At 72.9% G+C, this 13,277-nt stretch carries 12 protein-coding genes; 5 read left to right on the plus strand and 7 right to left on the minus strand.

The window, feature by feature from the left end:
• The first annotated feature begins 4 nt into the window (after positions 1 to 4).
• The 5 genes from tal to pgl all read left to right on the plus strand — a co-directional run bounded on the left by tal (position 5) and on the right by pgl (position 6,248).
• Positions 5 to 1,126 (plus strand): transaldolase, encoded by a 1,122-nt coding sequence (gene tal / locus QSK20_RS00925; protein ID WP_285786635.1) that lies wholly within the window; start codon positions 5 to 7, stop codon positions 1,124 to 1,126.
• The gene (locus QSK20_RS00930) at positions 1,123 to 2,772 is read left to right on the plus strand and encodes a phosphoglucose isomerase-related protein (RefSeq protein ID WP_285786636.1); all 1,650 of its coding nucleotides are present in this window, start codon (positions 1,123 to 1,125) and stop codon (positions 2,770 to 2,772) included. Before tal ends, QSK20_RS00930 begins: the two co-directional genes overlap by 4 nt.
• Positions 2,773 to 2,774: 2 nt before the next feature.
• Positions 2,775 to 4,325: a glucose-6-phosphate dehydrogenase gene (zwf, locus tag QSK20_RS00935; RefSeq protein WP_285787166.1), complete on the plus strand. Its 1,551-nt coding sequence runs from the start codon at positions 2,775 to 2,777 to the stop codon at positions 4,323 to 4,325.
• Positions 4,322 to 5,338 (plus strand): glucose-6-phosphate dehydrogenase assembly protein OpcA, encoded by a 1,017-nt coding sequence (locus QSK20_RS00940; protein ID WP_285786637.1) that lies wholly within the window; start codon positions 4,322 to 4,324, stop codon positions 5,336 to 5,338. The genes zwf and QSK20_RS00940 overlap by 4 nt, the downstream gene beginning before the upstream one ends.
• 139 nt (positions 5,339 to 5,477) lie before the next feature.
• Positions 5,478 to 6,248 (plus strand): 6-phosphogluconolactonase, encoded by a 771-nt coding sequence (gene pgl, locus QSK20_RS00945; RefSeq protein WP_285786638.1) that lies wholly within the window; start codon positions 5,478 to 5,480, stop codon positions 6,246 to 6,248.
• Positions 6,249 to 6,457: 209 nt separating this feature from the next.
• Here pgl and secG read toward each other — a convergent pair whose 3' ends face one another.
• The 7 genes from secG to rapZ all read right to left on the minus strand — a co-directional run bounded on the left by secG (position 6,458) and on the right by rapZ (position 13,195).
• Positions 6,458 to 6,712, minus strand: a complete 255-nt coding sequence (gene secG, locus QSK20_RS00950) for a preprotein translocase subunit SecG (protein WP_285786639.1) — start codon at positions 6,710 to 6,712, stop codon at positions 6,458 to 6,460.
• A gap of 93 nt (positions 6,713 to 6,805) precedes the next feature.
• Positions 6,806 to 7,597 carry a triose-phosphate isomerase gene (tpiA, locus tag QSK20_RS00955; protein WP_285786640.1) on the minus strand — a complete coding sequence of 264 codons (792 nt, stop codon included), beginning with the start codon at positions 7,595 to 7,597 and terminating at the stop codon, positions 6,806 to 6,808.
• A complete protein-coding gene (locus QSK20_RS00960) occupies positions 7,597 to 8,853 on the minus strand; it encodes a phosphoglycerate kinase (protein WP_285786641.1) in 1,257 nt (418 codons plus the stop codon). Before QSK20_RS00960 ends, tpiA begins: the two co-directional genes overlap by 1 nt.
• Positions 8,850 to 9,854, minus strand: a complete 1,005-nt coding sequence (gap, locus tag QSK20_RS00965) for a type I glyceraldehyde-3-phosphate dehydrogenase (RefSeq protein WP_088983031.1) — start codon at positions 9,852 to 9,854, stop codon at positions 8,850 to 8,852. The genes QSK20_RS00960 and gap overlap by 4 nt, the downstream gene beginning before the upstream one ends.
• A gap of 262 nt (positions 9,855 to 10,116) precedes the next feature.
• The gene (whiA, locus tag QSK20_RS00970) at positions 10,117 to 11,097 is read right to left on the minus strand and encodes a DNA-binding protein WhiA (RefSeq protein WP_285787167.1); all 981 of its coding nucleotides are present in this window, start codon (positions 11,095 to 11,097) and stop codon (positions 10,117 to 10,119) included.
• Between the two features lie 80 nt (positions 11,098 to 11,177).
• On the minus strand, positions 11,178 to 12,296 hold the full coding sequence (locus QSK20_RS00975) for a gluconeogenesis factor YvcK family protein (RefSeq protein ID WP_285786642.1): 1,119 nt from the start codon (positions 12,294 to 12,296) through the stop codon (positions 11,178 to 11,180).
• A complete protein-coding gene (rapZ, locus tag QSK20_RS00980; RefSeq protein WP_285787168.1) occupies positions 12,293 to 13,195 on the minus strand; it encodes an RNase adapter RapZ in 903 nt (300 codons plus the stop codon). The genes QSK20_RS00975 and rapZ overlap by 4 nt, the downstream gene beginning before the upstream one ends.
• Positions 13,196 to 13,277 lie beyond the last annotated feature (82 nt).

Genomic DNA, 13,277 nt, shown 5'->3' on the forward strand with positions numbered 1-13,277 from the left:
CGGTATGACTGACAGGTTGAAGGAACTGACCGCCGCAGGCGTGGCGGTCTGGCTGGACGACCTCTCCCGGACCCGGCTCAGCTCCGGCGGGCTGGACCAGCTCCGGCGGGAGAAGCACGTGGCCGGGGTGACCACCAACCCGACCATCTTCGCCAAGGCGCTGAAGGACGCCGACGAGTACGACTGGCAGGTCCGCGACCTGGCCGCCCGGGGCGTGCAGGTCGAGGAGGCCGTGCGCATGCTCACCACGTACGACGTGCGCTGGGCGTGCGACGTGATGCGCCCGTCGTACGACGGCAGCGCCGGGGTGGACGGCCGGGTGTCGATCGAGGTGGACCCGCGGCTGGCCCACGAGGCGGAGAAGACCGTCGCCGAGGCCAAGGCGCTCTGGTGGCTGGTCGACCGGCCGAACCTGTTCATCAAGATCCCGGCGACCGAGGCCGGGCTGCCGGCGATCACCGCCACCCTCGCCGAGGGGATCAGCGTCAACGTCACGCTGATCTTCGGGCTGGACCGCTACTCGCAGGTGATGGAGGCCTTCCTCGCCGGCCTGGAGCAGGCGAAGGCGAACGGCCACGACCTGTCGACGATCGGCTCGGTCGCCTCGTTCTTCGTCTCCCGGGTGGACAGCGAGATCGACAAGCGGCTGGAGAAGATCGGTTCCGCCGAAGCCAAGGGGCTGCGCGGCAAGGCCGCCGTGGCGAACGCCCGGCTGGCGTACGAGCGCTACTCGGAGGTCTTCTCCTCCGACCGCTGGCAGGCCCTCGCCGACGCCGGGGCGCACCCGCAGCGCCCGCTCTGGGCGTCCACCTCGACCAAGAACCCGGACTACCGGGACGTGATCTACGTCGAGGAGCTGATCGCCCCCGGCACGGTCAACACCATGCCGGAGCCGGTGGTCCACGCGTACGCCGACCACGGCGAGACCCGGGGCGACACGGTCACCGGGGCGTACGACGAGTCGCGGCAGGTCTTCGCCGACCTGGAGTCGGCCGGCGTGGACATGGCCGACGTGATCGCCACCCTGGAACGTGAGGGTGTGGAGAAGTTCGAGGCGAGCTGGCAGGAACTGCTCGACGGGGTCCGGACGTCGCTGGACGCGGCGCAGCGAGGAGGCAAGGCGTGAGTGACCTGCTGGACGGCCCGGTGGAGGCCGCTGCCGGACTGGCGGTGTACGGCGCGGCGGCGGTGGACGCCGCCGGCGCCACCTCCACCCGGGACGCGCTGGTGCGCGACGGCGTGCCCGGACGACTGGCGCAGAAGGACGCCACCGTCTGGGGTCCGGACGCCGAGCAGGAGGCCAAGATCCGGCTCGGCTGGGTGGACACCCACCGCCGCAGCCGCGACCTGCTCCCCCAGCTCGCCGAACTGAAGACCGAGCTGGGCGACCTCGACCACGTGGTCCTCGCCGGGATGGGCGGCTCCTCGCTGGCCCCGGAGGTCATCGCCCGGACCCTCGGGAAGCCGCTGACCGTGCTGGACACCACCGACCCGGGTCAGGTCCGGGCGGCGCTGGCCGACCGGCTGGAACGGACGGTGGTCGTGGTGGCCAGCAAGTCCGGCTCCACGGTCGAGACCGACAGCCACCGGCGCGCGTACTGGCAGGCGTTCCTCGACGCGGGGATGACCGAGGCCGAGGCCGGGCGGCACTTCGTGATCGTCACCGACCCGGGCTCCCCGCTGGAGGCCACCGCCACCGAGATGGGCGCCCACGTGGTACTCGCCGACCCGGAGGTGGGCGGCCGGTTCTCCGCGCTGACCGCCTTCGGGCTGGTGCCGTCCGCGCTGGCCGGGGTCGACGTCGCCGAACTGATCGACGAGGCCGAGGCGCTCGCGGAGAGCTTCGGCGGCGAGCGCGACAACCCGGGCCTGGCGCTCGGGGCCGCGCTCGGCGCCGCCGCCACCCAGGGCCGGGACAAGCTCGCCCTGGTCAGTGACGGCACCGGCATCGAGGGGCTCGGCGACTGGGCCGAGCAGCTCGTCGCCGAGTCGACCGGCAAGTCCGGCGTCGGCATCCTGCCGGTGGTGGTGGAGTCGCCGGACAGCCCCGGCGCGACCGGCGACGACGTGCTCACCGTCACCTACGGCGGGGCGCTGCCCGCCGGCGCGGTGCCCGGTGGCGGCGCGCAGCCGCAGGTCGCGGTCAACGGCCCGCTCGGGGCGCACTTCCTGACCTGGGAGTACGCCACGGCGGTGGCCGGGGCGGTGCTCGGCATCGACCCGTTCAACCAGCCGAACGTGACCGAGAGCAAGGAGAACACCAACAAGATCCTGGCCGCCGGGCCGGTCACCGAGTCGCCGTCCTTCACCGACGGCCCGGTCGAGGTGTACGCCCCGGCGGGCGCTCCGGGCGACCTGACCGGCGTGCTGCGCTGGCTGACCGACGGGCTGGCCGAGGGCGGCTACCTCGCGGTCATGGCGTACCTCGACCGGTTCGCCGACGCCGACGCGGGCGAGCTGCGGCCGCTGCTGGCCGGGGCGGCCGGACGGCCGGTCACCTTCGGCTGGGGGCCGCGCTTCCTGCACTCCACCGGTCAGTACCACAAGGGCGGTCCGCAGGTCGGCAGCTTCCTCCAGATCACCGGGGCGGTCGCCGAGGACCTGCCGGTGCCCGGGAAGCCGTACACGTTCGGCGAGCTCCAGGCCGCCCAGGCCGCCGGGGACCGGCAGGCCCTGGCCGGCCGGAACCGTCCGCTGGTGCGGCTGCACCTGACCGACCGGACCGCGGGCGTGGCCCACCTGCTGGACACGGCCCGACGGTTCCGGACGTGACGATGACCGGAACGGATCCGGCGGACCGAGGAGGCGGCGTGAACCCGCTACGCGACCCGCAGGACCGGCGGCTGCCGAGGATCCCGGAGCCCTGCGCTCTGGTGATCTTCGGCGTCACCGGGGACCTGGCCCGCAAGAAGCTGCTGCCCGCGGTCTACGACCTGGCCAACCGGGGGCTGCTGCCCCCGGGCTTCGTGGTCCTCGGCTTCGCCCGCCGGGACTGGGGCGACGGCGACTTCGAGTCGCTGGCCTACGAGGCGGCCAAGAAGCACGCGCGCACCCCGTGGCGGGAGGAGGTGTGGGCGCGACTGGCCGGCAACATCAAGTTCGTCGGCGGGTCGTTCGACGACGACGCGGCCTTCGACCACCTCGCGACCACCCTCGACGAGCTGCGCGCCACCCACGGCATCGCCGGCAACGCCGCCTTCTACTTCTCCATCCCCCCGGCGGCGTTCCCGGTGGTGCTCAAGCAGCTCGCCCGCACCGGAATGGCCGACAACGCCCGCTCCGGTGGCTGGCGGCGGGTCGTGGTGGAGAAGCCGTTCGGGCACGACCTGCCCTCGGCGAAGGAACTCAACGACCTGGTCGACGACGTCTTCACCAGCCAGGACGTCTTCCGGATCGACCACTACCTGGGCAAGGAGACCGTTCAGAACATCCTCGCCCTGCGCTTCGCGAACAACCTGTTCGAGCCGCTGTGGAACTCCCACTACGTCGACTCGGTGCAGATCACCATGGCCGAGGACGTCGGCATCGGCAGCCGGGCGGGGTTCTACGACTCCGCCGGCGCGGCCCGGGACGTCCTCCAGAACCACCTGCTGCAACTGCTGGCCCTGGTCGCGATGGAGGAGCCGACCAGCTTCGGCGCCGACGAGATCCGGGCCGAGAAGCTGAAGGTGCTCCGGGCGATCACCCTGCCGGAGGACATCTCCGAGGGCACCGTCCGCGGCCAGTACCTGCCCGGCTGGGTGGGTGGGCAGCGGGCGGTCGGCTACCTGGACGAGGAGGGCGTCCCGGCGGACTCCACCACCGAGACGTACGTCGCGGTGCGGCTCGGCATCCAGAACCGCCGCTGGGCGGAGGTGCCGTTCTACATCCGCGCCGGCAAGCGGCTCCCCCGCCGGGTCACCGAGGTGGCCATCATGTTCAAGCGCGCCCCGCACCTGCCGTTCAACGACGCCGACATCGAGATGCTCGGCAACAACCAGCTCGTCATCCGGGTGCAACCGGACGAGGGCGTGGTGTTGAAGTTCGGCTCCAAGGTGCCGGGCACCACCATGGAGGTCCGGGACATCGCCATGGACTTCCAGTACGGCGAGGCGTTCACCGAGGCCAGCCCGGAGGCGTACGAACGGCTGGTGCTGGACGTGCTGATCGGCGACCGCACCCTCTTCCCGGACGCCGCCGAGGTGGAACAGAGCTGGCAGGTGGTGGACCCGCTGGAACGGGCGTGGGCGGGCACCAAGCCGCAGCCGTACCGGGCCGGCGAGTGGGGTCCACGGTCCGCCGACGAGATGCTGGCCCGCGAGGGCCGGGCCTGGAGACGCGCATGATCGGGCTGTGGGACACCACCGGCAACGAGGTGGTCAAGGCGCTCGCCGCCGAGCGGCGCAGCGCGGGCGGGGTGGCCAGTGGCATGGCCCTCACGCTGATCGTGGTGGTCGACGAGAAGCGGGTCCGCGAGGCGGAGGCGGCGGCCACCATCGCCGCCGCCGCGCACCCGTGCCGGCTGCTGGTCGTGGTCCGCTCCGACGTGGAACGGGACCACAACCGGCTGGACGCGGAGATCGTCGTGGGCGGTCGACTCGGCCCGTGCGAGGCGGTCGTCACCCGGATGTACGGCCGGCTCGCGCTGCACGCCGAGTCGGTGGTGATGCCCCTGCTGGTGCCGGACGTGCCGGTGGTGACCTGGTGGCACGACGAACCGCCGGAGGAGATCGCCACCGACTTCCTCGGGGTGGTCGCCGACCGGCGGATCACCGACGCCGCCCAGGCCGCCGACCCGATCGAGGCACTGCGCCAGCGGGCCCGGGACTACGCCCCGGGCGACACCGACCTGGCCTGGAGCCGGATCACCCCGTGGCGCACCCTGGTCGCGGGGGCCTTCGACACCACGCAGGCGGAGGTCACCGAGGCGACCGTGCTGGCCCCCCGGTCCGACCCGACGGCGGCGCTGATGTGCGGCTGGCTGGGCAGCCGGCTCGGCATCGAACCGCGCTGGGAGCACGTCGACGGGCAGCCCCGGATGCGTGAGGTGCGGTTGCGCTGTGCCAACGGCGACGAGCTGACCCTGACCCGGGAGGACAGCACGGCGACGTTCCGGCGTACCGGCCAGGCCGACCGGAGCCTGCCGCTGGTGCGGCGGCCCCTCGGCGACGAGCTGGCCGAGGAGCTGCGCCGGCTGGACGCCGACCAGATCTACGCCGAGGCCCTCGGGGCGGCGGCGGGGATCTCCGGCCTGGACGACCGGCCCGCCCAGCGGGTGCACGTCTGGAAGGACCCGAGCACCGCGCGCCGCGCCGAGGCGGGCGTCACCGCGCACGCCACGACGAACGACGCTTCCTGACCGCCCGATCCGGTTCGCCCGTCACCCTTCCCGGTGACGGGCGGACCGGCGGCGGACCACACGTACACGGGCGGGGCCGCCCGGGCGACGACCAGGTACCGCCGGGCGGGACGCCCGACGGTCGACGAGAAGGCACGAGATGAGTGAGGCGAGTGTCGCCGTACACGCCGACGCCGACCTGCTGGCGCAGGCGGTCGCGGCCCGGCTCCTGGTACGGCTGCTCGACGCGCAGGCCGACCGGGGCCAGGCGTCGGTGGTGCTGACCGGAGGGCGGATCGCCGCCGCCGTCTACCGGGCGGTGGTGGCCCTTCCGGCCCGCGACGCGGTCGACTGGTCGCGGGTGGACGTCTGGTGGGGCGACGAACGCTTCCTCCCCGCCGGCGACCCGGAGCGCAACGAGACCCAGGCCCGGGCCGCCCTGCTGGACCAGCTCCCCCTCGACCCGGCCCGGATCCACCCGATGCCGGCCTCCGACGGCCCGGCCGGGGCGGACCCGGAGGCGGCGGCGGCCCGGTACGCCGAGGAACTCGCCGCCTCGGCCCGCCCCGGGCACGCCACCCTGCCCCACTTCGACGTGCTGCTCCTCGGCGTCGGCGAGGACGGCCACGTCGCGTCGGTCTTTCCCGAACATCCGGTGCACTACGAGAGCCGTCCGGTCAGCGCGGTCCGGGGCAGCCCCAAGCCGCCGCCGGTCCGCACCACGCTGACCCTGCCCGCGATCAACACCGCCGAGGAGGTGTGGCTGATCGCCAGCGGCTCGGACAAGGCGGCGGCGGTCCACATGGCGCTCGACGGCGCGGGTCCGGTGCAGTTGCCGGCCGCCGGGGTGGCGGGTGTCGGCCGTACCCTCTGGTTGCTCGACCGGGCCGCCGCGGTGGACGTACGCCCCCGCTTCCGTAGCCTCCGCTGACCCCCGCCCCGGGTGGTTGCAGGGGACCCTTGCTACCGCTTTTCGCACTGCAAGGTGCCCCTGCAACCACGCGGACCCACACACACGGGCGCGACCGGCGACCGGCGACCGGGGCGGAACGGGCGGCGGGGCGGTAGGGGTGGAAACGGAACCGCGCGCGACCCGTGGGTACGGGCCGCGCGCGGGTGGTGACGACGGAAGCGTCCGCCTCAGGCGGGAACCGCCAGCTTGAGCCAGAGTCCGAGGCCGATGATGCAGGCGAACCAGACGATGCCCACCAGGACGGTGTAGCGGTCGAGGTTCTTCTCGGCCACGGACGAGCCGGCGAGGCTGGAGCTGACCCCGCCGCCGAACATGCTCGACATTCCGCCGCCCTTGCCCCGGTGCAGCAGGATCAGCAAGGTGAGCAGGATGCTCGTGATCGTCAGCAACCCGATCAACGTGTATGCGAACCAAGTCGGCATGGCTGGGGTCAGTCCTCTCATTGCGATCCTCGCCCCGCGTGTCGGGCGTGCGGCACCGACCGACGGACGGGCGGAGTCAAGGATAGCGAGCGATCAGCGGGTGATGTGTTCCGGGAAGCGGCAGATCTGCGCGAATTCCTCGGCGTCGAGGCTGGCGCCGCCGACGAGCGCGCCGTCCACGTCCGGCTTGGCCATGATCGCGGCGACGTTCGACGCCTTGACCGACCCGCCGTAGAGGACCCGGACCTGGTCCGCGGTCGCCTGGTCGTACAGCTCGGCGAGGCGCTCCCGCACCGCACCGCACACCTCCTGGGCGTCCTCCGGCGTCGCGGTCTTGCCGGTGCCGATCGCCCAGACCGGCTCGTACGCGATGACGACCTTGGTGACCTGCTCGGCGCTGAGCCCCTTCAGGCCGGCGGTGAGCTGGTCCTGGCAGTGCGCGACGTGCCGCTGCTCGTCCCGCACGTCCAGCCCCTCGCCCACGCAGAGGATCGGGGTGAGCCCGCTGCCGAGAGCCGCGGTGACCTTGGCGTTGACCAGCGCGTCGTCCTCGTGGTGGTACGCGCGCCGCTCCGAGTGCCCGACCACCACGTACGAGCAGCCGAGCTTCGCCAGCATCGCCCCGGAGATCTCCCCGGTGTACGCCCCCGACTGGTGCGCGGAGAGGTCCTGGGCGCCGTAGCCGATGAGCAGCTTGTCGCCGTCGACCGCGGTCTGCACCGTCCGCAGGTCGGTGAAGGGCGGCAGCACGACGCACTCGACGTCGGTGAGCTGCTTCTCGGTGAGGCTGGCCGCCAGCTTCTGGAGCAGGAGGTTGGCCTCGAAGTGGTTCAGGTTCATCTTCCAGTTGCCGGCCATCAGGGGCCGGCGGGTGATCGCCGCCATCAGTCCTCCAGCGCCGCGATGCCGGGGAGGGTCTTGCCCTCGAGGTATTCCAGCGAGGCGCCCCCGCCGGTGGAGATGTGCCCGAACGAGGACTCGTCGAGCCCGAGCGCCCGCACCGCGGCGGCGGAGTCGCCGCCGCCGACGACGGTGAACGCGTCGGTCTTGGTGATCGCCTCGGCGACCCCCCGGGTGCCGTTGGCGAACGCCGGCATCTCGAACACGCCCATCGGGCCGTTCCAGAAGACCGTCTTCGCACCGGAGAGCGCGGCGGCGAAGCCGGCGACCGTCTCCGGGCCGATGTCCAGCCCGAGCCGGTGGCTCGGAATGCCGTCGGCGCGGACGGTGTCGTGCGCCGCGTCCGGGGCGAAGGCGTCCGCCGCCACCACGTCGACCGGGAGCATGATCTTGCCCTCGGACCGCTCCAGCAGGTTGCGGCAGGTCTCGACCATCTCCTCCTCCAGCAGCGAGGTGCCCACCTCGTGGCCCTGGGCCTTGAGGAAGGTGAAGCACATCCCGCCGCCGATGAGCAGCCGGTCGACCCTCGGCAGCAACGCCTCGATCACCGCGAGCTTGTCGGAGACCTTGGAGCCGCCGAGGACCACCACGTACGGGCGCTCCGGTTCGCCGGTCAGCTTGCCGAGCACCTCGACCTCGCGGAGCACGAGCCGACCGGCCACGTGCGGCAGCCGGGCCGGGACGTCGTACACGCTGGCGTGCCTGCGGTGCACCGCGCCGAACGCGTCGTCCACGTACGCCTCGCCGAAGCCGGCGAGCTGGTCGGCGAAGGCGCCCCGCTCGGCGTCGTCCTTGCTGGTCTCACCCTTGTTGAACCGGAGGTTCTCCAGGAGCGCGACCTGGCCGTCGGCCAGCGCCTCCACGGTGGACCGGGCCGAGTCGCCGACGGTGTCCGCGGCGAACTGCACCGGAGCGCCGAGCAGCTCGCCGAGCCGCCCGGCGACCGGCCGGAGGCTGTACTGCGGGTCCGGCGCGCCCTTGGGGCGGCCCAGGTGCGAACAGACGACCACCTTCGCCCCGGCCTGCACCAGCGCGCCGAGCGTCGGCAGCACCGCCCGGATCCGGCCGTCGTCGGCGATCCTCATTCCGTCCGGAGTGCCGCCTTGCGGCGCGGAGGCGGAATTATGATCGTTAATCGCGCCGGTCTGCTTGTCGAGGGGCACGTTCAGGTCGGCGCGCACCAGGACGCGCCGACCTGAAACCCCCTCGGCGAGCAGGTCGTCGAGGGTACGGATGCTCACAGCGAGCTACCGACCAGCTTGACCAGGTCGACCAGGCGGTTCGAGTAGCCCCACTCGTTGTCGTACCAGCCGACGACCTTGACCTGGTTGCCGATGACCTTGGTCAGCGGCGCGTCGAAGATGCAGGAGGCCGGGTCGGTGACGATGTCGGCCGACACGATCGGGTCCTCGTTGTAGACCAGGACGCCCTTGAGCGGCCCCTCGGCGGCGGCCTTGATGGCGGCGTTGACCTCGTCGACGGTGGTCTCGCGGCCAACCTCGACGGTCAGGTCGGTGGCGGAGCCGGTCGGGATCGGCACGCGCAGCGCGTACCCGTCGAGCTTGCCCTTGAGGTCGGGCAGGACCAGGCCGATCGCCTTCGCGGCGCCGGTGGAGGTCGGCACGATGTTCAGCGCGGCGGCGCGGGCCCGGCGCAGGTCCGAGTGCGGCGCGTCCTGGAGGTTCTGGTCCTGGGTGTACGCGTGGATCGTGGTCATCAGACCCTTCTGGATGCCGAAGGTGTCGTGCAGGACCTTCGCCATCGGGGCCAGGCAGTTGGTGGTGCAGGAGGCGTTCGAGATGATGGTGTGCTTGGCCGGGTCGTAGTCGCCGTGGTTGACGCCCATGACGACGGTGACGTCCTCGTTCTTCGCCGGGGCGGAGATGATGACCTTCTTGGCCCCACCGTCGACGTGCGCCTTGGCCTTGGTGGCGTCGGTGAAGAAGCCGGTCGACTCGATGACCACGTCCACGCCCAGGTCGCCCCAGGGCAGCTTGCTCGGGTCGCGCTCGGCGAACGCCTTGATGGTCTTGCCGCCGACGGTGATCTCGTCGGCGGTGGCCTTGACCTCGTGCGGGAGCCGGCCGAGGATGCTGTCGTACTTGAGCAGGTGGGCGAGCGTGGCGTTGTCGGTCAGGTCGTTCACGGCGACGACCTCGACGTCCGCGCCGGACGCCAGCACTGCCCGGAAGAAGTTGCGGCCGATACGGCCGAAGCCGTTGATGCCAACCCGGATGGTCACAGGTCCCATCTCCTCGCGTTCTGGTCCGCCGGCGCCAGACTGCGGCCGGCGAGTTGGTGTGCGCCGACCGTTGGAGCCGGCCGTTGACAGTTCATCTCGGCCACCCCGCCGCGGTCCGACGGACCAGACCGCCGAGGCGGTGGGTACGGCGGGGGAAGCCGGTTGTCGGCCCCCTTGCCGTACGCTGCGACCCTATCCGAGCACAGGACGGCTCGCTGCGCCGGGGCGTGAACCCGGACGCCGCCACCGGCCCACCGTCCTATCAGACCACGAGCATGTCGGGCGTGACTGCCGCTTCGGTATCGGGGATGCCGAGGTCGCGGGCGCGTTTGTCGGCGAGCGCGAGCAGCCGGCGGATCCGGCCGGCGATGGCGTCCTTGGTCAGCGGTGGGTCGGCCAGCGCGCCGAGCTCCTCCAGGGAGGCCTGCCGGTGCTCCAGCCGCAACCGGCCGGCGGAGGTGAGGTGCTCGGGGGCGTCGTCGGCGAGGATCTCCAACGCCCGGGTCACCCGGGCGGCGGCGGCGACCGCCGCCCGCGCCGAACGGCGCAGGTTGGCGTCGTCGAAGTTGGCCAGCCGGTTGGCCGTGGCCCGGACCTCGCGCCGCACCCGGCGTTCCTCCCAGGCGAGCACGCTGGAGTGCGCGCCGACCCGGGTGAGCAGCGCGGCGATCGCGTCGCCGTCCTTGACCACCACCCGGTCCACCCCGCGCACCTCGCGGTTCTTGGCGGTGATCCCGATCCGGCGGGCCGCGCCGACCAGGGCGAGGGCCGACTCCGGGCCGGGGCAGGTGATCTCCAGGGCGCTGGACCGGCCCGGCTCGGTCAGCGAGCCGTGCGCCATGAAGGCGCCCCGCCAGGCCGACACCGCGCAGCAGACGTTGGCGGCGACCACGTGCGGGGGCAGCCCGCGCACCGGGCGGCCCCGGACGTCCAGCAGCCCGGTCTGCCGGGCCAGCGACTCGCCGTCCTTGACCACCCGGACGATGAAGTGGCTGCCCTTGCGCAGGCCACCCGAGGCGAGTACGTGGATCTCACTCGGGTAGCCGTAGACCTCGGCGATCTCGCGGCGCAGGCGTCGGGCGACCGCCCCGGTGTCCAGCTCCGCCTCGACCACCACCCGACCGGAGACGATGTGCAGCCCACCGGCGAACCGCAGCAGGGCGGTCATCTCCGCCCGTCGGCAGCAGGGCTTGGGCACGTCGACCCGACTCAGCTCGTCCTTGACCGCAGCCGTCATCGCCATTGTGCGTCCCCTCACGGACCGGTTCCGGCGTGTCGCCGGTGCTTACGTAGGTGCTTAACGACCGGTGATTACGTAGGTGGTTAACGAGCGGCGCCCAGGACCGGCACCAGGGCGGCGCCCAGGGCGACCGGATCGTGCCGGGGACTGCCGTCGGCGACGGCGACCGGGGCGAGCACGAGCCGGGCTCCCAGGGATTCTGCCGCACGGGCCAGCGACCCCGGATCGTTCACCACCCGGTCGTCGGCGAGCACACAGTCGGCGGTGAGTTCCGGGAGGTAGCGGCGCAGCGCGGCGAGGTGGCCGGCGGCGGAGAGCCCGAGGGTCTCCTTCTCGGCGGAGAGGTTCAGGGTGACCAGCCGCCGGGCCGGGCTGGCGACGACCGCGTCGGCCAGGCCGGGCACCAGCAGGTGCGGCAGGACGCTGGTGTACCAGCTTCCCGGTCCGAAGATCAGCCAGTCGGCGTCCAGGATCGCCGCCACCGCCTGGGGGCAGGCGACCGGCGCGGCCGGGGTGAGCCGCAGCGACTCCACCCGGCCGGTGGTGACCGCCACCTGGTGCTGTCCGCGTACGGTGCGGACCTCGTCCGGTCGGGTCGGGTCCGCGCCCCGCACCTGCGCCTCGATGCCGACCGGTTCGCAGGACATCGGCAGGACCCGGCCGACCGTGCCGAGCATGGTGCCGGCGTGTTCCAGCGCGACCACCGGGTCGCCGAGCAGTTCCATCAGGCCGAACAGCACCAGGTTGCCGACCGCGTGCCCGTCCAGGCCGTCCGCGCACCTGCCGTCGGGCCGGTCGCCGTTCCCGACCGGGGCGGCCCGTCGGGCGGCCGGGGACGGGGCCCCGCCGGCCGGAGGCCGTACCGCCGGGCCGTCGGTCGCCGCCGGGCCGCCGACCGCGACCGCGACGTCGGCCGGGGTCGTGACGTCGATGCCGGTACGGGCGAACCGGTGCTGGAACAGCCGCGCGCTACGTCGGGTGGCCGGGTGGTCCCCGGCCAGGGCGACCAGCGCCTGACGCAGGTCGCCGGGGGGCAGTCCGCCCCGGGCGGCGCGCAGCCGACCGCTGGAACCACCGTCGTCACCCACGGTCACCACCGCGGTGATGTCGAGGTCGAGTTCGGGAGCGCACCGACGCAGCGCGCGCAGGGACGCGGAGAGACCGTGCCCACCGCCGAAGGCCACCACCTTCGTCGCCGTCATTCGCGCCCCAGGTCGCGGTGCTGGGCGTTGGCGGCGAGACCGGACTGGCGCAGTCGCGCGGCCAGTTCCTCGGTGATCGCCACGCTGCGGTGCTTGCCCCCGGTGCAGCCCACCGCCACGGTGAGGTACCGCTTGCCCTCCCGCTCGAACCCGGCGGTGGTGGCGCTGACCAGGTCGGCGTAGGCCGAGACGAACGCCTCGGCGCCCTCCTGGCCGAGCACGTACTCGCTGACCGGCGTGTCCCGGCCGGTCTGCTCGCGCAGGTCCGGCACCCAGAACGGGTTCGGCAGGAACCGGGCGTCGAGCACGAAGTCGGCGTCCGGCGGGAGACCGTACTTGAAGCCGAAGGAGAGCACGGTGACCCGCAGTCGCCGGGCGTCCTCCTCGCCGAAGAGCTCCTCGATGCGCCGCCGGAGCTGGTTGACGTTGAGGTGGCTGGTGTCGACGATCACGTCGGCCTGGTCCCGGGCCTCCTCCAGCAGGCTGCGCTCGACCGCGATGCCGTCGGCCAGCCGGCCGTCGCCCTGCAGCGGGTGCGAGCGGCGGACGCTCTCGAACCGCCGGATGAGCACCTCGTCGTCGGCGTCGACGAAGACCACCCGTGGCGAGAAGCCCCGCTCCCTCAGCTCCCGGATCGCGCCGGCCAGGTCCGTGGAGAAGGCGCGCGAGCGCACGTCCAGCACCATCGCGGTACGCCGGGCCGCGCCGCCGGCCTTCGACGCCAGCTCGGCCATGTCCAGCAGGAGTGCCTGCGGCAGGTTGTCGACCACGTAGTAGCCGACGTTCTCCAGGGCCCGGGCCACCGTGCTCCGGCCGCCGCCGGAGAGCCCGGTGACCACGACCAGGCTCGTCTCGCCCTCGGTGTACGGCTCGGCCGGTGTCCCGGCGTACGGCTCCACCGGTGTGGAGCCCTCCGCCACCGGAGCCTGGCCCGTCAGCGCCTCGTTCACCTGCTACCCCCCGGCGGTGGCCCTGCGGCCA

The organism is Micromonospora sp. NBRC 101691 (assembly GCF_030269285.1).
Taxonomy (GTDB): domain Bacteria; phylum Actinomycetota; class Actinomycetes; order Mycobacteriales; family Micromonosporaceae; genus Micromonospora; species Micromonospora echinospora.